Genomic DNA, 23935 nt, shown 5'->3' with positions numbered 1-23935 from the left:
TTAACTCAGCCCTGCTGGGTCATTTTGCATGGCTTAGTCTAAACTCCAGTGGGGCAGTTCTACCCAGCAAACGGCATCGAGATGTTGGTAAAGAAACTGGTTTTACCCCCTACATTGAACGATTCAACAATACCTTAAGGCAACGGGTGTCTCGCCTAGTCCCAAAAACCTTGTCCTTTTCCAAATCTTTAGAGAATCATATTGGTGCCATTTGGTATTTCATCCATTACTACAACGCATCATTATTTGTGTAGCACCACCCAAAAATCAAATAGGAGTCCAAAGAGTTACCCAATCAATTCAATCTTCTCTAATCTTGAAAAATCATAATGTTTCCAGAATAGCAAGCCACCCAAACTTCCCTAGTTTGTGGATCGTAAGTAATTCCAATGGGATGAGCATCTACATTTACTTTTTGTAACACTTTCATGTCAATAGTCCGAACTTTACTGACAGTGTGTTCTTTATAGTTAACAACATAAAGTATTTGACCATCATCTGATAACACCATACTACGCGGCGTTTTTCCTGTGATGACTTTATCTATTACTTTTCTTTGGGATAAACTAATCTTGGCAATTTTTCCTTCCCCATTTAAAGAAGCATAGAGATATTTACCAGTAGGATCTATGTTCAAATGACGTGGTGAACTGCCTATATTTTTCAGCCATTTGACAGAATAGTCTCTCAGAGAGACTTCACCAATATTCTGAGAACCCATGACAGCAACATAGGCTTTTTCGGATTTGGTATCAACGGCAATTCCGCGAGGGTATGCTCCTAGTTTAATCCGTTTGATTTCCTGATTTTGATTGGCATCTACAATACTTAAATCCCAAGAACACCAGTTGCTGACTAATATCAGTTGCTCATCAGCTGATGTGGCTACATATTTGGGAACTGAACCAACTTGAATTACTCTATCAATATCTAGAGTGTCTGTATTAATTCTATATAAAAAACTCTTGTCAGTTTTTTGAGATGGATGACATTTATCACTACCAGGGTTGTTAAAACCAGGGCCATACATTTGATAGTTAGACACCCAAGCATACTTACCATTGTGGGAAAAACTAGCCTCAACTGGTGCGCCTCTATATTTACCTGGGGTTTTGGTATAACCATATTTTGATAAATCTACTTCATCGGGAATCACTTTGACTAATTCATAATCCCGGTTATAAACAGTAATGGAGTGGTTATACATCATGTTCTGGGCAAAAAATAGGCCATTACCCGAATAAACCACCGATTTAGGCGAAATTTTACTAGAAGAAATTGTTTTTACCAGTTTCATCTTTTGTGGACGAATGGAAACTTTCGCTGGTGGTTGTTCGATTTCGACTTGATTCTTGGACTCTGGAGAGTTATCTGTAATTTTAGGTTCTGGAGAAGTTGCCAAAAAAGGTGCAGCGTTGAAATCTCCAGAATTAGACTCTAGAGCTGATAATGTTTGTCTCCCGGCAATACCATCAATAGTCAGTCTCTTACCTTGTTGAAATTTGATTACTGATGCTTGCGTTGCTTCATCAAAATAACCTGTAATGGGTGCATTAAAGTATCCAGATGCTTGCAATTTGCGTTGTAGGGACATCACACGATAACTGTTGTCGCCTCTTTTTAGCGATCGCTTTGATGTTACCTGTAATTGAGGATCATTAACAACTGAAGACGCGGTGCTATGTTCGGTGTTTGATGCGGCTGATTCACCTAACCCTGAATTAGACTCTAAAGCCGCCAGTGTCTTAGAACCAACAATTCCATCACCCCTCAAGCCATGAGCTTGCTGAAATTTGATCACTGCGGTTTCTGTCACCGAGCCAAAATATCCTGTGGGTTTGGATTGAAAGTACCCCACTGCTTGCAGTTTTTGCTGAAGAGATATAACTTGAGGGCTTCTATCACCTCTTTTGAGAGCCATAGCTGGATTCGATACACTTATAGAACCCATAGCAAAGGAAACAGTTAGTAGGATAAAAACTCGACTGTGCTTCTTTATCCATGCTAGTTTCAGAAAGCACATAGCATCAGTAAGACTTTGCTGTTCTGAATTGGCAAATCCTTCGTAACTCTCGGCTAGATGCAAATAAGCAAGTGTTTCCATAGTGAAAAAGTAACTAAGGCATAGCTTAGTCATTGTAAAATTTAGAACTCATCTTATCATTTGTACTGATAAAAGCTCCCTTTTGTAAAGTATTATGTAAATTTTTTATCGGGTCGTACAAGAAATCAAGGACAAATTCTGATTTTAAGAATTTGCCCTTAACGGTATAATTTAAACATTAATTATGTATTTTTACTGAAGAGCCTCAGATGTGCTAGGAATTTTGCCTTGGATAACCATGACTGAGCAAGTAGCATGATGAATCACATAATTACTCACACTACCTAAGAAAAACTCACTGAGTCCAGCGCGACCACGACGACCAAGCATAATTAAGTCAGCTGGCCAACTACGAGCTACTTCACAAATAATCCGACCTGCATCACCCATATTTTGAGTAAACCCAGTTTTTACACCTACATCGATAGCTTTATTCATGAGCGATCGCAACCATTCTAATCTTTCTTGTTTAAGTTTTTCCCACTGTTGAATATAACTGTCCATTGGTTCTGCTGGTACAGTGGGATACATGGTATCAGGCTGCATAAATATAGGGCTGAGATAAGGGTCTTCCAATGGAGAGAGAACATGGAGCAACATGATTTCTGCATCAGTCGATTTAGCTAAAAATACAGCTTGCTCGAAAATATATTCACCCATTTCTGATTGGTCAATAGCAACTAAAATTCGGTGATACATAATTAATAGTCTCCCATTTTACTTAAAAGGCTTTTGAATAGATACTACTCACTAGATTTATCTAACAAAAATGATAATTTAAAATCATCTTGCAGTCATTGAGATATAAATGAATATTTTTTAGATATTTGCTCATGATTATTCTTAAATTTGATAGTTGAATTAATTGATTATATAAAGCTAATATAGATAAAATAAGTCTAGATAAAATAAAAGAGTGAAAAATTAACAGGTATCGTCCTGATTTTTGTTAAGCTAGCTATCATCTTAAATCAGGACTAACAAGCTCTTCAAATTTTAGTTAAAAATTGAAACTATCATCATTATTCTATATATCTTGATGATTGTGTTAATTAAACTCCGCATCAACAGTTTTGATTCATCAATGAAATGAGAAAGACCTCATCTAATAATTATTTTAACTGGTGTGAGAATTCCTCATAAATTATCTCTAAACCCTGATTAAACCCATTTTTAAGATATAGCAATGAATAAAATCACACTATTGAACGTTGAAGAAGAAATAGTCATTCTGGAACTAGGCTCAATTCATTTAAAGGGAGAGCTAGTTATACCGACAGATGCAGAGGGAATTATACTATTTACTCAAGGAAGTGGCAGTAGTCGATACAGCACTTTCAACCACTATCTTGCCCATGTCTTGCGTCAGGAAGGGAGACTAGCAACTTTTTTGATTGACCTACTGACTAAAGAAGAGGAAGTAATAGACCAACGTACCCAGCATTTTCGCTGTGATATTAATTTTTTAGCTACACGGGTAGTAGCTGTAACAGATTGGCTATCTGAAAACCCTGCTACCCAAAATCTCAAAGTTGGCTATTTTGGTGTAAATAGAGGTAGTGGAGCAGCATTATTAGCGGCTACAGCACGTCCAATGATTGTGAAAGCAATTGTTTCCCGTAGTGGACAAACTGACTTAGTAAGTGCAGTCTTACCCTGGGTACAAGCACCGACTTTGTTAATAGTAGGTGAAAATGACTACCCGATTATAGCCATGAATGAAGATGCGATCGCGCAAATTTCTGCACAACACAAAAAATTACACATTATTCCCGGTGCAACTCACCAGTTTGGAGAACCCGGTGCAATTGAAGAGGTAGGGCAATTAGCAGGTCAATGGTTTAAATACTACCTCACCACATTAGAATCAAGTGAGTTAAATTTACCTCCAATGTTGTGGAATTAGACCCTGGGTAGGAGGGGTGTAGGGAATATCAGTTGACTCAGCATTCACTACCCCCTCTTCCAAATTACTATCTTTGACTTCAGCTATTTGTTTTGAATTTCACGCGCCATTTTGACGTAATAGTCCATCTTGGTGTTAGGACGGCGACGAACAGAAGTCAAGATTTCAGGCTTAGTATCTAGCTGTGTTGTGATTGACTCTTGATCTGAATATTTCTTTGTACTTTGTACTTCTTCAGATTCTAAAAAATAACTAGGTTTATTCAATCCAAACAAATTAGCAAAACCATTAAATAAACTACTAATAAAGTCGAAAGTTTTTTTGAAAAAAAACGATAAGAAAGCTACCAAACGAATAAATGTATTTTGAATAACTTGAGCTAGCCGAGCCATAATGTCTAAGGTTGATGATTGCTTGTGTAGCTATAATTATGTCATATAAGAATTTTCTATGTATCTACCATTAGATGAGTTTTTGATATAATTACGTTTTTAGGGGATAGGTCACGGGCTTCACTGTGCTACGCTTACACGTAGTAAAAAAAGCGTAAGCGTCCGCCAAGGAACTGAAGAGAACGCCGAACGGTAAAAGATGATAGGGAACGAGATAGAAGGGAAAAAAGTATTTCTTTGGGTTCAAAAATTTTGTACTTTTAAAAAACTAGTTACTTGTTCACTAGGTAAAGGTCGAGAAAATAAATAGCCTTGTCCAAATTCACAGCCAAATTCCTGCAAATTTTCTAACTGTGTTTGAGTTTCAATACCTTCAGCTACAACAGAAATTCCTAGAGCATTAGCAAAGGAAATCATATTCTGCACAATAGCTGTGCCTTTAGAATTAGTATTTAAGTTATTGGTAAATGAACGATCAATTTTAATTGTATCAACAGGAAATGTATGCAATTGGCTAAAACAAGAATATCCAGTGCCAAAATCATCTATACATAGTTTCATACCAAGAGTATGAATTTTTTCTAAAATTTGATTGACAATACTAGATGCTTTAATTAAAGCATTTTCTGTAACTTCTAACCTCATTGCTGAGGGTGATATATGATTATCGATGAGAATTTGTTTAATTTGTTCTACTAAATCTAACTGTTGTAGTTGTACAGCAGATATATTGATATGTATTACTAATGAATTCGCAATTGGAAATTCTTGTTGCCACTGATATAGTTGCTGACAAGCTAACTGTAATGCTAGTAAGTCCAAGGTTGAGATGATACCCATCTCTTCAGCAATTGTGATAAATTTATCAGGTGAAATTAATCCCTTTTGTGGGTGTTGCCACTGAATTAAAGCTTCCAAACCAACTAGCTTTTGAGACGCTAAACAAAATATAGGTTGATAGTAAAGGCAAAACTCATTTTTTTCTATGCTTTGACGTAGTTCACTTTCTAGCTGAATGCGCTGCAATGTTTGCTGCTGCATTTCTGAAGTAAAGACAATATGGCAACCTTTTCCGGCTCGTTTAGCTTGATACATTGCTGCATCAGCATCTCTGAGGATATCAGTTGGTTGTTGATAACTGAGAGTAGAAGGTAGAATACCAATACTAACGCCAATAGAAATTTTATACGTGTCAATCTCAAAAGGTATATGTAATTGTTGCAAAATAAAGTTTGCAACTACCTCAACAGATTGAATGCCATCTTGATTGACAAGAAAAATTAAAAATTCATCCCCGCTTAACCGAACAATTTTATCTCTCTGAGAGATGCAATTTTTCAGGCGATGGGCAACTTGTTGTAATAATTTATCACCAACAAGATGTCCTAGATGATCATTAACACTCTTAAAACGATCTAGATCCAAAAATAAAATTGCGTATCCCTGTTGTGGTGGCTGCTGTGCAAAGATGTCTGATAAATATTGCATTAACCAAGCACGATTAAATAAGCCTGTTAATGAATCATGAAAGGCTGCATAGGTTAGTTTCTCCTCTCGTGCTTGTAGCTCATTTATTACCAAAGTAAGTTCTTGAGTACGCTCAATTACTCTTTGTTCTAAATCTTGGCTGAGTTGATATGATTGTGCTTCTGCTATCTGACGAGCCACAATCTCTTGATTAAGTTGACTATTTTTTTGATCAAGAGAGCGAGTTAATTTAAGTAAGTTCAAATTCAAACGTATACGGATTAAAAGCTCTGTTGGCATAAATGATTTATTTATATAATCAACTGATTCTAAATTCAAGTCTAAAAATCTACTTTGTATTTCATTACTAGCAATCATTAAAAGGACTGGAATTTTTTGCAATATCGGATCAGTTTTAATACGATGACAAAGATCAAAAACATCTATTCCAGGCATCATTGCTTCTAGCAAAATTAAGTCAGGAATAATATGATCTAGTTTTTGGAAGGTATCTTGTCCACTAGTAGCGGCCAAAACTCTAAACCCTGAGTCTGTTAATAAGGTAGACAAAAATCTCGAATTATCCAGATTATTATCCACAATTAAAATCAGTGCTACTGTCTCTGTTTGCATATATTTATATGTAAAACTCCTGGTTTTTATTCAAAATTTCTCAGATTTACGCAACAACAGAGTTATAAATAACGGGTTCACTGATACTTGCGACTGATCAGGATAAACTTAGAATATGTGAAAAATACTGACAAAAACTGGGAAATTTACCAATTTTAAAGGGTATGATTATTTGATTGATCCAGTTACTTGAAATGTGTTCATTAAAATACTACAAGGAAAGAAATATCGTTTCCTGATTGACGAGCGATCGCTGTTATAAAATATCGAATTTCAGCGTTAAAATATTTACTTTAGCTAGATTTAAAAAAATACCAATCACAAATATTAACTTTATTTGGGAAAATATTTCCTATACTGATATAACAAGTAGATAATTTAATGTATACTACCAAAAAAATGTACAAACTTATTAGAATATATAGCCTGCTAAACCAACAAAAAACCTCGGTAATTCAACCGAGGTGATTATGAGAAGTCCAAATGTCAATGGAAGATAGCAATACTGAATTAAGCCTTGATGAACTAACTGCACAAGAAACATTTCTGATTTTGGTGACAACTGAGTGTATAACCCTTTTTGCTTAGTTGAGTTAATTTCACTGCCTTACTTAATGATGAGCAGTTGAGTGAGTCCTTAGTTTGTCAGGTCAATTTATTACGTTATATAAACTAATGTAACGAATCCGTAACTAACTTGGTCAACAACAGTTGACATATAAAATGCAATATATTTCATATGTTTTACTTATATATAAGAGATTGCTGACTAATGAGTGAGTGTCACCTTTCAACACTCAGCACGCTGTTCAACGCCGCGCTACCGCTAACAACACTCATTACTCATTACTCATTACTCACCACTCATTACTTGGGAATGATTTGCTAACCATCCGTCAATATCACCCAGTAACTGCTGGGGTATTTCCCAGGGAAAAAGATGAGCCGTGTTAGGGTAGCATTGCCACTGGCTATTTTTAAGGTTTTGAGCCGTTTCTAAGCTGGAATCGGCTGTAATATGACGGTCTTGAGAGCCAGCAAGTACCAAACTTGGACAATGAATTTGCTTCAGGTCTTCTAGTCGGTTATATCCCAACCGTAAGGCACTATAAAGGGCGCGAGTGGCAGATGTGGAAGTTTGTAAATAAGCTGGTACGGCATCTTGTGCAATGTAATTATATGCTGTATTTGTATGTTGCTGGATGAGGTAACGAAATAGCGATCGCTTACCAAAAGTCTCAATATTCCATTGCCAGCCAGGTTTAACAGAGTTCAAAAGCGCAGCAACACCTGTGTAAAGATTGTCTTGCCAAGTAATGGGGGGATGATTTCCACGAGGTCTAGCGGCTGTCGCTATCAAAATTAACCCTGTGACACGTTGTGGTAAACGCAAAGCCAACTCCATTGCCAAGATGCCACCTAATGACCATCCCAACACCAAACATTTTTCGATTTGGAAAGAGTCTATCAGGGCTTCTAAGTCACTTAAATGATCCTGCATCACAAAATTGCCCTGAAAGCGACTTTTGCCGTATCCGCGTAAATCTGGAGCAAAAGTTTGGTAGCGTTTTGCTAAATGATTGGTAAATACGGAAAGACTACGACCATAGCCAGGATGACCGTGTAAACACAAAATCGGAAATCCTTCACCTTGAATATCAACTTTGAGGTTTACAGCTTTCGTAGAACTATCAGGCATTATGTTAGGTTCTGAGCAATATTGGTGCTGCTGTTAGAGAATGTCTCATAGCTGGCAGACCACAGACACAACAATTATACGAATTTCTAATAAAACTTACTTTGATGTGAATCCCCCGGCGTAGGTAATCACACACATTTGCCTATATGTAGCGTGGATACCAAAGGCTACCCCTGTCACCTGAAAAGCTGGGTTAAAAATATTGGTACGATGACCGCGCGATCGCACTCCATCATCAATAATTAATTGCATGACAATATCTTGGGCAGTGTGAGAACCATAACTAATGTTTTCCCCGGCTGTCACCTGCCAATTACCGTAGCGACTCATGCGAGTAAAGGGATTACTACCATCGCTACCATCATGACCTACAGCACCTTTTGCTCCTTGGTCTTGGACGTGATCTCTAGCAGCCAAGGACATACCTTCAGATATAGTTAATGATTTTACGGGATGAGCCGACTTGAGAAAAGCGATCGCTTCATCTACTGCTTTTACCCCTTCTTGGGTTTGTAAATAAACATGATCGCCAAGTTTAACTTTATTTCCCTGAAACTGCCGGCGATAATTTTCCAAGAGAGGGATATATGCTTGAGGATTGGTGCGGACTTTGTTCGTCTCCTCTGCTACTAGTTGTTCTAATGGGGAGATATTGTATGTTTGTTTCAACCTTTCCGAACTTTTTGGCGAAATCCCCTGTATAAGTTGCCGAAATTGCAGTTGCTGATTTAGTAATTTCATAACTGGGAGTTGTCAACAAGATATATTTAGCTCCACGGTGTGGACAGCAGTTTTCGGACATAGGGGTGTACAAAATGTACGTCTCTACATCTGTACACCTATAGGTTGAAACTCTCTGGCTCAACCGATGTGAGCTAACGATAATGAAATATTGTTATACTTGATTCCGGCTAATGCCCACTGAAGTTCAAATGTCCCTGCCCAAAATCGCGCCCGTTCGATGACATTATTTAATAAAGGGTAGTTACTTTGCATACAACGTACAATGCTCTCACCGTAATTACTTAATTGCACTGCAATGTCACAAGCTGGATCACCCAAACCGGCAGTACCAAAATCGATCATGCCCGTAATACTTTCTGATCCTGAATCAAATAGTATGTGATACACTGGCAAGTCGCCATCAATTAGTACGCGTGTGTAGCTGAGGTCGAGTTCACCTGAGACTACTGGTGCAAACAGTTCGTTGATCCATGTTTTTTGATAACGCCATAGGTGAGGGAACAAGATGTCCTGAACCTGCTCATACAACTCTAACCAATCTGCACGCGATCGCTCCGCACCTGATGAAGATATCTCAGAACTCACTAAAACTTCATAGGGAATACTGTGTAACTGTTGATGAAATTTGGCAATTTGAGAAATCACACGCGCCTTTGCGGCTGGAGCTAATTTCAGTAAGGTATGGCGAGAAAGAGGTTCACCTTTGATAAATCGATAACTGACAAAGGTTTCTTCCAGGTGTTCAAAGTGCGGAACTGGTAAATCAACATAACCTTGCACAATTTTCAACACCTTCGCCTCATGAGCTAGCGACTCTGTTCCCCAGTCTACTTTGACAAAACGACATACTAGGTCATGATTGACCACCACCACATCATTAACCATCCCATCTTGGTTAAAATCAAGATGTTCAAAAGAAATGCCTGGATAAACAGTACAAATTTTTTCTAAATAAGCAGGGGGAATATTCACAACAACTCCGTAAATAGTTACAACAAACAGTTAGAACTGATCGGATGAAATATCCGATTGAAGCGGGTTCACTAATTTCTATGTTTGTTGCACTACCAACGCATCATTGTAGTTAAACTCCCTGAAAAATCTTTAGTGATAAGTATAGCATCTGTGTGCAATCCTCAGACTATGCCACAGCTACTTTTCTTGATAGCCTCCAGCATAAGTAATCACACACATTGTTCTATAAATCTTGTGAGTTCCATAGGCAACACCAGTCACTTTAAAATTACCATTAAAAATATTGGTGCGATGACCCCGTGATGGTACGCCATCATCAATAATTAATTGCATGACAATATCTTGGGCAGTGTTAGGGCCGTAACTGATATTTTCGGCTGCTGTAGTTTGCCACCTACCATAACGATTAATGCGAGTAAAAGGGGTGCTACCATCGCTACCATTATGGCCAGTTGTGCCTTTTGTACTCTGATCTTTAATATGATCCCTAGAACCTAAAGACATTCCCTTAGATATCCTTAATGTTCCCACAGGACGGACTGACTTGAGAAACGCGATCGCCTCATTAACAGGTTTAACTCCTTCTTGGGTGACGAGATAGGTATTATTAGAAATTCTCACACGATTGCCTTGAAAGCGTTTTTTATAATTTTCTATGATAGGAATATATGCCTTGGGATTTGTCCGCACTTTGTTCATTTCTTGAACTACCTGCTGTTCTAAAGGTGAAATAATACTCGCGTTGCTTAACAGCATTGAACTGGCTGTTGGTCTTACATCTAAAGTAGATTGTGATACAGAGGGAGTAGATAATATAAATGCACTCGACAAAGAAATTGCTATAGTTCCCAGTGTTAATACGCAAACCTTACTTAGCATATCAAAAACCTCATTTTTTATAATTCAGCACAAATTTTAGTAAACATAGAATTTTTTCGCAAAAACTCTTTCCTGTTTATCATAATATTTGTAGCTTTAATTTCGATAAAATGTAACTAGTAAATATAAGTAGTTGATTTATATTTCAGAACTTTCTCTAGTTACTGAAGTAGATCAATTTGTAATTACCAACATCCTTTGAAGTTACATTTAATTTAATAGGAGAAAATAAATTAAGTAAAACGGCCTTAATAATTAAAGGTTTATAGTGAGTGCTGTTAGCCTAGCAGGGATTTTGTCTTGGGGTTGAGACAGTATTACAAATTGTAATAATTAGTATTATGATAAAGTATCTTGGGTATTGTAGATAGCTAAAACTACTTTTATTTTAAAAATGATGAATATTCGTTGTGAAATACTATCAGATTATCATGCCATAGCTGAAGTAAATCGATTAGCATTTGGTGGAGAAATAGAGGCTAAAATTATAGAAGCCATTCGCAATTCTGAATTTTATATTCCAGAACTTTCTCTAGTTGCTGAAGTAGACCAATTTGTAATCGCCCACATCTTATTAAGTTATATTCAATTAGTAGGTGAAGATAAATTACAAGTATTAGCTTTAGCACCTTTAGCTGTGCATCCACAATTTCAAAGACAAGGAATTGGTAGTGAATTAGTAAAAGCAGGATTAATAAAAGCTGAAGAAAAGCAAGAAGCTTTAGTTATTGTTTTAGGTCATACCCATTTTTATACTCGGTTTGGTTTTGAGCCATCGGTGAATTATGGTATTGAATCACCTTTCCCTGTTCCACAGGAAGTTTTTATGGTCAAACCACTGCAAAAATATCAAAAAAATTATCGGGGTAAGGTTGTTTATCCACCAGCTTTTGAAGAGTGCTGAGTGCTGAGTGCTGAGTTGTGAGTGCTGAGTCCCTTATTTCTATAAGCATCACGTTTTGATGCTTAATTAAAATACCCGTTACCAAATGTAATTGCTTCAGCGTAGCGGGGCGTAGGCTATTATGAATGGTTTTAACTATTGACTTTATTCTGTGCTTTTAACTTAGGGTAAGCAATGCGTTTGTGATGGAATTGTTGCCAAACTTCTACAAATATTTCGGCGATTTGTGACATTTCTTCCCGCGTCAACCCCGAATCAATAAGTTGATTATCTTGCCATCTCGCACGGAGAATATTATTTAATACGGTTAATGCTTGTTCAGGATTGACATCTTTGAGCGATCGCAGTGCGGCTTCACAAGCATCAGCTAACATGACAATTCCTGTTTCCCGCGATTGGGGAATGGGGCCAGCATAGCGAAAATCGGCTTCATTGACAATAATGCTGGGGTCAGCTTGTGCCATCTGTTCTGCTTGATGATAAAAATAGGCAATCAGCATTGTCCCTTGATGTTCGGGGATAAACGCTTGAATGGCTGTTGGTAACAGGTGTTTCCTTGCCATAACTAACCCTTCGCTGACGTGCTTTTTGATGATATCTGCACTCTTCCAAGGGTCTTTAATCTCTGTTTCGTGTTTGTTCGGCCCGCCCATTTGGTTTTCAATAAATCCTAAAGGGTCGTGCATTTTACCAATATCATGGTAGAGAGTCCCCGCCCTGACTAATTCCACATTGCATCCGAGTTGTTTAGCTGCCGCTTCTGCTAATGTCGCTACTGACAAGGTGTGCTGAAAAGTTCCTGGTGTTTCTGTGGCGAGTCGCTTGAGTAAAGGCCGATTAGGATTAGCTAATTCTGCTAACCGAATGGGGGTAACTAAATCAAATAGTTTTTCTAGGTAAGGACTTAAACCTAAAGCTACAATACTCCAGGCTAGGCCAGATAAGGCAAATAATCCGGCTTCTTGCAGCACAATATACCAAGCTGCACCAAAGGCTGCACCAATCAGGAGTTTAATAATTAAGTAAACACCACCTTGAGCCACCGCGATCGCCACACCCAAAAGTGCTAATTCTTCGCGCGATCGCAATCTTTGAGCCGCACAACTACCTAAAATTCCCCCAACTGCTCCAGTCAACAACGTGATGGCACTAATTTCTAAGCTGAATGGTAACAAAAATAACAGTAAAACAATCACTGTCACACCCAAGCTAGGGCCATAAAAGCTCCCCAGAAGCAAACCTACAGCACCCCAAGTAGCATAAGGTACACCAAATGCTAAAACTCCCGGTGTACTCAAGGTTAATAGTAAAACTAACAGGCGATCGCGTTGTCGCAAGTTGTACTTAATTCGTCTTTCTACCAAAATAAATACGCCAATTGCGCCAGTTACCAAGGTTGCTAACTTCAGCAATCCCCACCAGTTATTTTCTCGGCGAATCAGTTGATAATGCTCTAATATTTCAAAATGCCATTCTGTAATGATGTCTCCCTTATTCACAATGATATGGCCTCGCTTCACATCAATGAACACGGGTGTTACACCAGCTGCTGCTTTTTGAGCTTGTTGTTTGCTTTGTTCTTCGTCTGTTTTTAAATTAGCTTCTAAGATGGCTAATAATATTTGTTTTGCTAAAGCTTCGGCATTTCTGGGGACGAAGGCTTGTACGTGTAAGCTGACAGCATTATTTAAAATACTATCTGGTAAGCCTCTGGGAATACCTTGAGTAAGAATACGTTCTGCACTTTGATGAATTCCTGATTGGGTTTTTGTCCACTCATCATCTGATAATTCCAGCAGAACTGTTTCACTATATATCGTCTGTGGAGTCACACTATTGAGTCTGAGTAGTTGATTGCTAGCTTGGGAGTATGCTTGGCGAGCTTGGGATATGTGATCTATGACAGAGGAGAGGTTTTTTTCACCAATCATGACTCGGTAAGCTAATAGTTCTGCTAAGGCTTGTGTCAGCTCACTTTTAGCGAAAATATTAATGGGTTGATCGCCCTGGACACGACCGGCTTGATTTTTGGTAACTGGGTTACTGTTAGCGGGTTGTTTACCAGTATTTTGCCGGAAGCGATTACTTTGCTGTAATTGGGTAGTATTTTTTATAGTAGTCAACAAAGCCTGCCATTCCAAGTCCGAGCAAGAGCGTAGATAATGCTGAGTAGATACAGACAAAACGGAAACATCATAGAACGGAAAAGAACCAGCAATATTACGAATTGCGTTACCCTCATCCAGTAATTTTTGTAATTTTTGGTTGATTTGTTCAGTGATTTCAGCATCAACCATTAATACTGGTGTGGAACTTTTACTAGCATTTTTGCGTTTATCTGCGGTTTTTTGCTGATCCTCAATTTTGTCAGGGTAAGGGGCTTTAATTGTCTGTGGTGCAAGAGTTCCTACTTTTAATTTAGGCTGGTTGTATAGTCTATGACCCATTACACCAGTCAGTGATACAACTGCGATCGCTAAAACTAAAGAGGAACGCCTTTCATGTACCCAACCCAGACCTATTACCTCAACCCTACTCTGATTTTTGACCAATTTTGTCATTGCTCTGAGGTCGATTTTGCGTTTTTTCTGGCCGCCGTTGTTGTTATGTGGGAATAAATGCCAGACTATATTTTTGAAGATAGCTTTTGTTGCGTCATTATGAGAGTTTTTACCTTTTTGACTCACCGCCACAAGTAATTTTCCTTTACGGCTAAATAGTCTATATCGCCGCCGCCAATGGGTCAACTGCCGATTCAAGGACTGCAAAAATCGCTGTGTTTTCATTACCTATGGCTGCTTAGTTTCGATATGTCAAAATAGGACAATCGTTAAAAAGGGGACAGGGTACAGGGGAAGGGTGACAGGGAAAAAAAAGAAATGTTACACAATACCCCATGCCCAATTACGAATTAATCTTAACGCGCCCGAATGACGCGAGGAGCAGCATAGACGCAAGGTGGTATATTTTCGTTAGACATTAAGCTTTCCTCGTGTGCAAATTCCTGGGAATTTACCCCAGGTTCATACACTCCCGACCAGGTAGTCGCAAGCGCATCAGCTAATTCTAGCACTTGCGAAATTTGGCTCAATTGTCTGGTTAGCGAAACTCTCCAATTTACCGGAATACTAGTATTACTGTTATACACTCCAGATAACAAACCCGTAATTACACTTGTATTCGGAAAATATAAATTACCAGAGTGTTTTTGCCAGATTTCGTCATGGCGAATAGACCGTAAAACGGCTAAAGGGAAGTCTTCTAAGGTACTAAGAAAGTAATAAAATGCGAGAGCTATTCCATTGGAGAACGTTCCTTGGCTATCTAACTCAGTTTGTACTCTTTCTAAGCCAGCCCTTCGTTCTAACAGATTATTTACTTTTAATAAATTTTGTGGGAGTGAGGTGTTTGTCTCGCCAATAAAGGCAATTATTTGGGGAATGAGGGTTTGGGGATGGAGTTTTTCTGTCAGTGATTGCGCGATCGCATATCCTATTGCTAGGGTGCTATCCCTAATCTCTAGGTTGCTATCCCAATTTTTTAACAGCCGCAGTAAATTTTGGTGTAGTTTTACCGGATTTTCGTGAAAAAAAACAGAAATAGGAATTGTAGCGAAGATTATTTTTGATGGTTCTAAATGTGTAAATTTTTGTTGATAAATTTCTAACCAATCATCTATATCAAATTTTCCTAATTTAATTAAACTGGTAGCACCAGGAACTACACTTTGGGCAAAGTCACCACCAATTGGATGTTTTAGCTGACTACTTTGAGCTAAAGCTTCCCCTACTAATCCCCCCAAGAAAACACCCCTGAACCGACTCCCAAGTAAATAGCGCATGGTTTAACTAATTGTTAATTGGGCATGGGGCATTGGGCATATAAATTCAAAATAGCCTACTGCTAGGCTTACGCCGACAAAATCCAAAATTGTACTCCTCCGGAGTTCGTTGTAGCAAAGCAAGCTACGCGCTAGCGTCACGCAGTGAATAACTTCCGTTTTCTGCTCCCCTGTCTCCTGCCTTCTTCATAACCCAGATTTAGTCTTCTTGAATTACGAATTACAAATTTAAATGATGCACTAAAGCTTGTAAACCTAAAAGGTAACTTTGTACACCAAAACCACTAATTTGTCCCATCACTACCGGAGCTATGTAAGAGTGATGGCGGAACTCTTCTCGGCGATAAATATTACTGAGATGGACTTCTACTGTCGGTATATTTACAGCAGCGATCGCATCTCTCAACGCCACACTCGTATGAGTATAAGCCCCGGCATTAATCAAAATTCCTTGGTGTTTTCCTAGTGCTTCATGAATTGCATCGACTAACACACCTTCATGATTTGACTGCATAGGAAACACCTTTGCCTGTAAATTTAGTGCTGCTTCTGCTAATAGGCAGTTAATCTCAGACAAGCTAGTAGAACCGTAAACGCCTGGTTCTCGTTGTCCCAGCAAATTCAGGTTTGGCCCGTGCAGCACCAAAATATTTAGAGGTTGTATTGTCAATGATTGTACCTTCAGTCTACTAACGACGACGCGATCGCTGATCTACAGGGATCGGAATCAGTTCTGGTTCCGGCTCTACTTCAGGCCCCAGTAGGGACTCAATCAGCTTACGCGCCAATTCTTTTAGCTTTTCCAGTACCTTTTCTATATAGTCCATTAAACTGACTGCTCCTGAGATACTACCTCAATTTTGGTTTACAGCTACTTAAAAACTGGCGTAATTTTGCACCTCTGGCTGACTCCGTGGATGATACACACTTTTGTATTTTGGGCATAAGCCACTTTTAAAACTTTAGTGTTGTTATCTCCCTTACTTTTTAGAGTATCACATTCGCAACTAATCGGACGGTAATAGTGATTGAGGATTGGGGATTGGGGATTAGCCAATAGTTCAAAGCCATGACACCATTTAATTATTTAATGACTAATGACTAATGACTAATGACCAATCACTAACCCTCCACCGCTTTTTTCTTCGTCGCCGTTTTTGATTTAGCCGTTGTTGACTTTGATTTAGTGGTGGTAGATTTAGTTGTTTTGCGGGTGGATTTACTGGTCGATGCTTTAGCCGCTAGCAATTCCAAGGCTTGGGGTAGGGTGACATCTTCTACTGACACACCTTCTGGTAGCCCAGCATTAGTTTTGTTGTGTTTGATGTAAGGGCCATAGGGGCCGTCGTAGATATTTACTGGTGCATCATCGTCTGGATGTGTACCCAATTCCTTTAAAGCGGCTTTGGACTTGCTATTGGCAGAACCACGAGTTTTTTTCTGTTCTGATAACAATTCCAATGCTCGTTCTAGGGTAATTGTCAAGACATCATCACTAGCTTTTAAAGAACGGTAATCTTTGCCTTCTTTACCTTGGTCATGGACGACATAAGGGCCAAAACGTCCTAAACTGGTTTGGATTTTGCCGCCGGTGGCTGGATGTACTCCCAAATTGCGGGGTAGTGACAACAAACCAATGGCTGTCTCTAGGGTGATGGTTTCTGGTGTGACACCTTTGGGTAAAGATGCTTGCTTGGGTTTGGGGTTTTCGTCTGACTTGTCGCCTAACTGGACGTAAGGGCCATAAGCACCAATTTTGACGTAAATTGGTTCACCAGTTTCGGGATGACGGCCTAGTTGGTCTGGCCCTACGGTTTTTTGCCTTAGCAGGACTTCGACTTGTTTGGGGTCAAGGTCTGCTGGAGTCAGGTCTTTGGGAATTGAGGCGGTGATTACACCATCACCGTTGTCTACCTCAATGTAAGGGCCGTATTTACCAATGCGAACTTTGGCGGCTAAATTTTCTAGTTCTACGGTTCTAGCTTTAGTGGCATCAATTTGACTTTCTTGTTCTCTGACTAGGGTTTCTAGACCTTGATCACCGAGATAAAATTCCCGCAAATAGGGAAGCCATTTAGCTTCACCTTCGGCGATATCATCCAGGGTTTGCTCCATTTTGGAAGTAAAACTGGGATCAACGATATCCGGGAAATGTTTTTCCAAGAGAGTGGTGACGGCGAAAGCGGTGAATGTGGGAATCAGGGCATTATTCACCAGTTGGGTGTAACCCTTATCAATGATTGTGCCAATAATGCTGGCGTAGGTACTAGGACGACCAATGCCTTCACTTTCTAGAGTTTTGACTAAGGTAGCTTCAGTGTACCTAGCGGGAGGTTGAGTTTCGTGATCAACGGCGGCTAAGTCTTTACAGTTGGGATGATCACCAACTTTTAAGCTAGGTAAAATCACCTCTTGGTCTTCTAATGCGGCTTCGGGGTCATCAGAACCTTCGACGTAGGCGCGTAAATAGCCAGGAAAATCAATGCGTTTACCGGAGGAACGGAAACCAGCATCTTCAACTTTTAACTGGACAGTGATTTGGGTTTGGCGGGAGTCTGCCATTTGACAGGCGACGGTGCGCTTCCAAATCAAGTCATACAGGGCTAATTCCCGACCGCTTAATCCGGTTTCTTGGGGGGTGCGGAAGCTGCTACCAGCCGGACGAATGGCTTCGTGGGCTTCCTGTGCGCCTTTCGATTTGGTGGTGTATTGCCTTGGTTGGGGGCTGAGATATGACTTGCCGTATAGTTTTTCTACAGAATCACGGGCAGCTGCGATCGCCTGATCTGACAAATGCACCGAGTCTGTACGCATATAGGTAATATACCCTTGCTCATACAAACTTTGCGCAACCCGCATGGTGTCCCGTGCGGAGAGGCGCAGTTTGCGGTTCGATTCTTGCTGCAATGTGGAGGTGGTAAACGGTGGCGAAGGTTTGCGGGTGACTGGGCGTTCTTCCACATCTGAGACTGTCCAGGGTTGACCAGTCAGTCTGTCCTTCAGGGCGATCGCATCTTCTTCCGAAAGCAGCACTACATTGCGTCCAGTGGCGATTTGTCCAGTGGAGGAGTCAAAATCACTCCCGGTTGCTACTTTAGTGCCTCCTAGGGTGACTAACAGTGATGTAAATGAGGATTTATTCTGCTCCAGGGAAGCTTTTAAATCCCAGTACGCACCTTCCCGGAAAGCCCGGCGTTGGCGTTCTTTGGTGACTAATAGGCTTACAGCCACAGACTGCACCCGCCCCGCAGATAATCCCCAGGCTATTTTTTTCCACAACAAGGGGGAAAGGGTATACCCCACTAATCGGTCTAAAATCCGCCGGGTTTCTTGGGCGCGTACTAGCTGCTCATCGATATTACGGCAGTTTTTCAGAGCCTTTTTAATTGCTTCTTGGGTGATCTCGTGAAACACCATCCGCTTAGTCGGGATTTTCGGCTTGAGTAGCTGGTATAAATGCCAACTAATACTTTCACCTTCCCGGTCTTCGTCAGTTGCCAGGATCAGTTCAGTTGCTTCTTTTAAAGCTTCTTTGAGCTGAGTGACAATTTTCTTTTTGTCTTTGGGGACAACATATACAGGTTCAAAGTCTGCGTCCACATTTACCCCAAGCTGCGCCCATGTTTCCCCTTTGACAGCAGCAGGAATTTCACTAGCCGATTGGGGTAGGTCACGCACATGACCCATCGACGCTTCTACCCGATAGTCTTTTGGTAAGTAGTTGCGAATGGTACGAGCTTTGGTTGGAGATTCGACGATGACGAGAGTTGACATGGAAATTTCAATAAAAAAATAGCTATGAAGCTAAACAGTCAAATTGGGGTAATTTCAACGAAATGTCAAGAGGTAAGATCACACTGACTGTAACTTGATCCTCATAAAAACTCCAGGATGTATGAGGACTGGGGGAAAAGGATTTAATTCGTTCCTTCCATTCATCGGGGTTAGTGCGCCTACAGTGGGACGCTTTCTAGAGAATAAGGTAGAACACATTCCTGGATGCGAAATTTTCCACTATTTCTAATCTTTAACTTATCAAAGGCAAATTGGCGACTACTGTTTTCAAAATACCTCACAAGATCAATGCTCTAAATTTTGTGATGGCGATTATAACGTAGTGAAGCGAAGCATCCCCGTATCTGCTTGTCTCCTTTATACATCTTTACTCATCCATTTACTTGGCAATTAAGTCAAAATACAATTATCACCCACATACTCAAACCTAAAGCGATCGCAGCTAGATGTTGCCAAAGTATATTTCTTAATGGTTGTCGCCCAATCTTTTGCGTTAACACAATTGTCAACAGTACAGAAAAAATCAGGGTTGCACCTTGTAAAAAAGCAATCACAGCTGGATGCGCTACTAATATTGGCAATTGCTCACCACTAAAACCAAAGGTTGCAAAGGTTACAGGCAAAATCTTACCACCTTCACCCAAACCCAAACGCAAGTAATGGGCTAAGTTCCCTCCCAACACCAAGGGTAAATAACCATAAGCGAGTTCAATAAATGGTCGGGCTTTCCGGTGAAGATTGAATATTTTCATACAACCATAGGCGAAAAATACAACCACCGTGGGAATTAACAAAGCTAACAGTGATATCCCCAAATGTAGCCAAAATGGAGTTAAATCTAACTGTAACCCCAGCCAAGTTTGCAACTCTGGTAAACGATGCAGATATACTCCTCCGAACAGCAACAACAATAACGCCACTTCATAGTTGTGGGGTACGTGAGTTGTCCACAGTTCAATCCCTGGGGGACGCAAGTTAAACTCAACGGAACGATGGGGACAGGCTTTTAAACAAGTCATGCACAACACGCAATCGCGGTTATCTTCTAACTGTGCGGGATGGGAATACAAGGGACAGCCATCAGTTTCCATTCCTTCGCCTTTTTCCGCACCACCTTTATAACATTGATAGGTCGTACAAGTAGCAGAACAAATTCCCTGTTGCGCCCTGAGTTCCGTCATTGAGAGTTTAGCAAATAAACCATTCATCCCCCCAATAGGACAAAGATAACGACACCAAAACCGCCTTTCAAACAAGGCTGAGAAAATCATCGCCCCGGAGGTAATTAATAACAGTAAGCAGGCGGAAAGATAGGCGGTATTTTCTAAATTCCAGAGTTCTTCCCAGAGGAAAATGAGAGTAAATAACCCAAACAAAAACCAACCGCCCCATTTTTCAGCCTTCTCTCGCGGCCAGCGTTGGAGTTGACGCGGAAATAGCCACAGAGATAGTTTTTGGGTAATTTCACCATAAATCATGAAAGGACAGACAGCACACCACACCCGCCCGAAAAAGGGGAAGATAAATAAACCGATAGGCCACCACCAAGCCCAAAATAAATTTAAAGCAAAATTGCGATCGCGTGTTTGCGGCCCCAGAAATAACACACCCACAATAAACGCAAATCCCACCACAGTAAAACCATAGTTAATTCTATCCGGCCACCAATCACTCCGCAAAAATCGCCGTAATCCAGGATACATGTTCAACAGATTAACTCGAAATTGCTTTTTCTTCGTTTGAGCCGCCCAGAAAATTTCTTCTGTTAACTCCCTTCCCTTCCCAGCTTGCACAATGGCGCGTTCTACAAGGTTTTTCAGTTCCTTGAGATTCCCAGGAAAATCATAGGACTGTAATCGGCGCAAGGCTTCTGGCGTGATGCGGGGTTTAGCAACTCCACGCGATCGCACATACAAACTGGTGTAATATTCTACCTGGGCTTGAATATCCGCCTTTCGTACCCGTAGCGGTGGCACTTTAATAATATGACCCACACAGCGTTCTATTTGAGACTGGGCTTTTTCGGAAACTATCAAAATCCTTGCTTTGCTAGTGAGGGATGCAGCAGTTGTTTCTCCCTGACGAGTCACGGGGGTATATGTCCCTGTTTTCAATAACTTTGCCACAGCCGGTAATAACTCTGGGGGTAACTCTTGAATATTGTTTAAAACTAAAGTCCCTTCCCCTAACCATTCCAACAGTCCCGGCTTTCCCCCAGCACGTCCAAATAAATCTGCACCGCTTGTTTGCAAAATCCCACAATTGATTTTAATAATTGGTTCACGTCGTTTGGGAGAACTAAAGTGAATTAGGGCAGCAATATTATCTTTTTCTAAGCCAGGTTCACCGAAAATATCCACAGGTTCTCGGTCAGCCGCCGCTTCTCGAATTTGCTCTCGCAACCGCACCGCATAGCGACTTGTACCAACAATTCCCCGTTGTGCTTTGGTAACTAAATATGGTCGCAAAGCTACGGAACGTTCTTGTTCGTAAGTTAACGCAGATGTCACCTGGGCTAATTCCTGCGCCAGTTGTCGAGAAATAGCCTGAGTAATTTGAGGATATTGACTAACTAAAGCGCGAAACTCAGCCGCCGGAATAACCCAGACGTGAGATTCTGTGACAGCAGTAATTGTGCATGGGGTCAATTCATCTAAAAGTAATTCCTTGAGGTGAATGACTGCACCTGGAAGGAAGCCACAGGGGAAAACTGGGTTGTTTTTATTAGTAATTTCGCTTTCTAGTTGACCATCGATAAGAATATAAAGTGCTGTTGGGGGAGTACCTTCTTGAATGAGACTGCTTCCCTGGGGTATAACTTGTGCTTGAATCAGGGGAGCAATCGCATTCAACACTTCTGATGAGAGAATACCTAAAGGTGTCCGCTCCTGTAGCCAGATAACCATGTCTGGAGATGTCATCATGATTCCCCCGTGTTTTCCGCTTGCTGTATAACAGGAATTATCCCTGAAAACAGCTGCGTAATGAATTTATCCGATCTACCTAATCTCTTTGTTCCCTTAGTCCTTTTGGGTTTAATTGTGCTGGCGGCGGTGTTTTTTAGCTCGAATAAATTTAAGTGAAAGTACGAAGGAACTTCCTGGCTTTTTACGTTATGTGGAAAAGTTAACGCAAAACCTAACCCCCTTTCCCTACTAGGGAAGGGGGAAAATTAACTAATCTTCCTGAGATAAAGCATCATCATTTAAATTATTAGCTGGTTTATCCTCTGTCCATTTTTCATCAACTTCAGGAGAGCGAGAAACTATCACTAACTCAGTTTCTTGAGCATGGTTATCTCTCCATTCATCTAAAACATCTTTAATCAATACTTCTTGCACCCAAATTTTAGCGACAACAGTTAACGGTAAAGCTAAAAATAATCCTAAAAAGCCGAAGAAAGTCACGAAAAATAATTGGGCAATTAATGTTACTGCTGGTAGCAAAGAAACTTGTTTTGCCATCACAACAGGGGTGATTAAACTACTTTCTACCTGTTGAATAATAAAGTATAAAATTAAGACAGCAAGAGCTTTCAAAGGATTATCTAGAAGTGCGATTGCCATTGCTGGAACTACGCTCAGTGTCGGGCCAATATTGGGAATTAAATTTAAAAATCCGGCTAAAACTCCTAAAGCCAAAGCCGCCTTCACTTGCAAAATTGATAAGCCAACAACACTCATTAGTCCCACTACACCCATAGCAATAATTGCACCTGTTACCCATCCCTCTAAGGAGAGTTCGCACTGATCTAAAATCCCTTCGACTCGGCGACGATAAAATGAGGGAAACAGGCGTACAAATACTCGGCGGTAAGCCAATGGGTCAACTAATAACATTCCCGTTAACACCAGGACTAGTAAAACCTTTAAGACAACTTCTAAAGAACCAGAGACAAAGGTAAAAGAACTACCTAACACACGATTGACAATAGGTTGTGCTTGTTGTATGAGACTATTGATATCCGGTATATAGGAAACTAACTGCGGTGGAATACGGGGTCTTAATTCATTTAACCAAGTATTAAAGCGGTTAAAACCTTGGGGTACGCGCGAGGTGAGTTCGTTGAACTGATGGGCAAAAGGTGGGACAATCAACCAGAAAAAGCCGATCACAAGGGCAAAAAATATAGTTACCGCCAGCAAAACAGCAAATCCCCGCTTGAGTCCGGCTCGTTGGAAACGCCTAGCTAACCGATTTAAAGTGGTAGCCAAGACGACAGCAGCAAACATCAGTAGCAAAACTTCTTTGATTTGCCACAATATATATAAAGAGATAACTATGGCGATTAAGCCGATCCATTGACCAAGGTTCACAGGCTGACTCCCAACTTTTGGCGTGATGCTGATTCCTAGCAGTTCCAGTAGGTTAGCTGATTTTAGCTACTGTCGCCTAGAGGTTTTTAGTTAAGTTTGTTTTTGGGTTTGGAATCGCCAGCCTAGAGCGATCGCTATCATTACTGTAGGCAAAAAAACGATAATTAAAGCAATAGCATCCGTTGAGGGAATCGGTAAACTCGGTGCTGCATACTTAATCAACGCCGATAACAATGCTGAGAGTACCAGCAACTTCACAATAAAACCCATCTGATTATCC

19 protein-coding genes are annotated in these 23935 nt (G+C 40.3%); 3 read left to right on the top strand and 16 right to left on the bottom strand.

The window, feature by feature from the left end; genetic code table 11:
* Positions 1-254, top strand: a 254-nt coding sequence (locus VB693_RS17970) for an IS1 family transposase (protein ID WP_323267440.1), incomplete at its 5' end; no start/stop codon positions are given.
* A gap of 56 nt (positions 255-310) precedes the next feature.
* Here the strand turns inward: VB693_RS17970 and VB693_RS17965 are convergent.
* Together VB693_RS17965 and VB693_RS17960 are read right to left on the bottom strand one after the other, a co-directional pair.
* Positions 311-2104, bottom strand: coding sequence for a peptidoglycan-binding protein (locus VB693_RS17965; RefSeq protein WP_323267439.1), 1794 nt, complete (start codon positions 2102-2104; stop codon positions 311-313).
* A 192-nt stretch (positions 2105-2296) separates the two neighbouring features.
* Positions 2297-2803, bottom strand: coding sequence for a universal stress protein (locus VB693_RS17960; protein ID WP_323267438.1), 507 nt, complete (start codon positions 2801-2803; stop codon positions 2297-2299).
* 487 nt (positions 2804-3290) lie between these two features.
* On the opposite strand from VB693_RS17960, the gene VB693_RS17955 reads away from it, so the two are divergent.
* Positions 3291-4010, top strand: coding sequence for a dienelactone hydrolase family protein (locus tag VB693_RS17955; RefSeq protein WP_323267437.1), 720 nt, complete (start codon positions 3291-3293; stop codon positions 4008-4010).
* 83 nt (positions 4011-4093) lie between these two features.
* Here the strand turns inward: VB693_RS17955 and VB693_RS17950 are convergent, their stop codons facing one another.
* From VB693_RS17950 to VB693_RS17925, 6 genes are all read right to left on the bottom strand, one after another.
* Positions 4094-4402 carry a threonine dehydratase gene (locus tag VB693_RS17950; RefSeq protein WP_323267436.1) on the bottom strand — a complete coding sequence of 103 codons (309 nt, stop codon included), beginning with the start codon at positions 4400-4402 and terminating at the stop codon, positions 4094-4096.
* A gap of 243 nt (positions 4403-4645) precedes the next feature.
* Positions 4646-6502, bottom strand: a complete 1857-nt coding sequence (locus VB693_RS17945; RefSeq protein WP_323267435.1) for an EAL domain-containing protein — start codon at positions 6500-6502, stop codon at positions 4646-4648.
* A gap of 853 nt (positions 6503-7355) precedes the next feature.
* Positions 7356-8201: an alpha/beta hydrolase gene (locus VB693_RS17940; RefSeq protein ID WP_323267434.1), complete on the bottom strand. Its 846-nt coding sequence runs from the start codon at positions 8199-8201 to the stop codon at positions 7356-7358.
* A 96-nt stretch (positions 8202-8297) separates the two neighbouring features.
* Positions 8298-8942: a CAP domain-containing protein gene (locus tag VB693_RS17935; protein ID WP_323267433.1), complete on the bottom strand. Its 645-nt coding sequence runs from the start codon at positions 8940-8942 to the stop codon at positions 8298-8300.
* A 120-nt stretch (positions 8943-9062) separates the two neighbouring features.
* Complete coding sequence (locus VB693_RS17930; RefSeq protein WP_323267432.1) at positions 9063-9917, bottom strand: phosphotransferase family protein; 855 nt, start codon at positions 9915-9917, stop codon at positions 9063-9065.
* 180 nt (positions 9918-10097) lie between these two features.
* Positions 10098-10799, bottom strand: a complete 702-nt coding sequence (locus VB693_RS17925; protein WP_323267431.1) for a CAP domain-containing protein — start codon at positions 10797-10799, stop codon at positions 10098-10100.
* Positions 10800-11196: 397 nt separating this feature from the next.
* Here VB693_RS17925 and VB693_RS17920 point away from each other — a divergent pair, with 397 nt between their 5' ends.
* Positions 11197-11703, top strand: a complete 507-nt coding sequence (locus VB693_RS17920; protein ID WP_323267446.1) for an N-acetyltransferase — start codon at positions 11197-11199, stop codon at positions 11701-11703.
* A 131-nt stretch (positions 11704-11834) separates the two neighbouring features.
* Here VB693_RS17920 and VB693_RS17915 read toward each other — a convergent pair whose 3' ends face one another.
* The 8 genes from VB693_RS17915 to VB693_RS17880 form a co-directional block, all read right to left on the bottom strand.
* Positions 11835-14489 (bottom strand): HD family phosphohydrolase, encoded by a 2655-nt coding sequence (locus tag VB693_RS17915; protein ID WP_323267430.1) that lies wholly within the window; start codon positions 14487-14489, stop codon positions 11835-11837.
* A gap of 131 nt (positions 14490-14620) precedes the next feature.
* Positions 14621-15544 (bottom strand): ADP-ribosylglycohydrolase family protein, encoded by a 924-nt coding sequence (locus VB693_RS17910; protein ID WP_323267429.1) that lies wholly within the window; start codon positions 15542-15544, stop codon positions 14621-14623.
* 220 nt (positions 15545-15764) lie between these two features.
* Positions 15765-16208, bottom strand: a complete 444-nt coding sequence (aroQ, locus tag VB693_RS17905) for a type II 3-dehydroquinate dehydratase (protein ID WP_323267445.1) — start codon at positions 16206-16208, stop codon at positions 15765-15767.
* A 25-nt stretch (positions 16209-16233) separates the two neighbouring features.
* Positions 16234-16371, bottom strand: coding sequence for a hypothetical protein (locus VB693_RS17900; protein ID WP_190709529.1), 138 nt, complete (start codon positions 16369-16371; stop codon positions 16234-16236).
* A 295-nt stretch (positions 16372-16666) separates the two neighbouring features.
* Positions 16667-19318, bottom strand: a complete 2652-nt coding sequence (topA, locus tag VB693_RS17895; RefSeq protein WP_323267428.1) for a type I DNA topoisomerase — start codon at positions 19316-19318, stop codon at positions 16667-16669.
* A 416-nt stretch (positions 19319-19734) separates the two neighbouring features.
* Entirely contained in the window at positions 19735-22260 is a 2526-nt protein-coding gene (locus VB693_RS17890; RefSeq protein ID WP_323267444.1) for a cyclic nucleotide-binding domain-containing protein, read from the bottom strand.
* Positions 22261-22515: 255 nt separating this feature from the next.
* Positions 22516-23655, bottom strand: coding sequence for an AI-2E family transporter (locus VB693_RS17885; RefSeq protein ID WP_323267427.1), 1140 nt, complete (start codon positions 23653-23655; stop codon positions 22516-22518).
* A gap of 90 nt (positions 23656-23745) precedes the next feature.
* Positions 23746-23925, bottom strand: a complete 180-nt coding sequence (locus VB693_RS17880) for a hypothetical protein (RefSeq protein ID WP_323267442.1) — start codon at positions 23923-23925, stop codon at positions 23746-23748.
* Positions 23926-23935: the final 10 nt, after the last annotated feature.

This window comes from Anabaena sp. UHCC 0399 (assembly GCF_034931465.1).
Lineage (GTDB): Bacteria > Cyanobacteriota > Cyanobacteriia > Cyanobacteriales > Nostocaceae > Trichormus > Trichormus minutissimus.
This window is presented reverse-complemented; position numbering and strand designations above follow the sequence as displayed.